The sequence below is a fragment of the Micromonospora sp. DSM 43699 genome (assembly GCF_055517075.1).
Map to the genome: position 1 here is coordinate 1 of NZ_JBTMMT010000202.1, position 456 is coordinate 456.

Here is a 456-nt window from a genome sequence, read left to right on the forward strand (position 1 = left end):
GCTCCAGGTAAATGCCGCGAAATGCCGCGAGGTTCTGTTCGACGGTGAAGAGTTCGAGCGCGCGGGCCCGTGCGGCGGCGCCCAGCCTGGCCCGGCGCTCGGGGTCGCGCAGCAGCGCGACGCAGGCGTCGGCGAGCGCCTTGGGGTTGCGCGGGGGCACCACCAGGCCGGTGCCGCCGATGACCTCGACGACCGCGCCCACGTCGGTGGAGACGGTGGCCCGGCCGCAGAACATGGCCTCGACCAGGCTGACCGGGAAGCCCTCGACGACGCTGGAGAGCACGATCACGCCGCCCGCGCCGTAGGCCTCGGCGAGGTCGGGGATCTCGGGGCCGCCGATCTCCTCGAAGGTGACCGGGCTGACGCCCTCGGTGTGCGCGCCGGTGGCCTCGTCCGGGAAGAGCTGGGCGGCCAGGGCCTTGCAGTGGGCGAGGTAGGTGGTGGCCTCCTCGCTCT

The 456-nt window shown here is 73.7% G+C and carries 1 protein-coding gene; it reads right to left on the bottom strand.

The window, feature by feature from the left end:
• Nucleotides 1-456: glycosyltransferase (locus AC0AIB_RS31245; RefSeq protein ID WP_465098084.1), on the bottom strand; the 456-nt coding region annotated here is incomplete at both ends.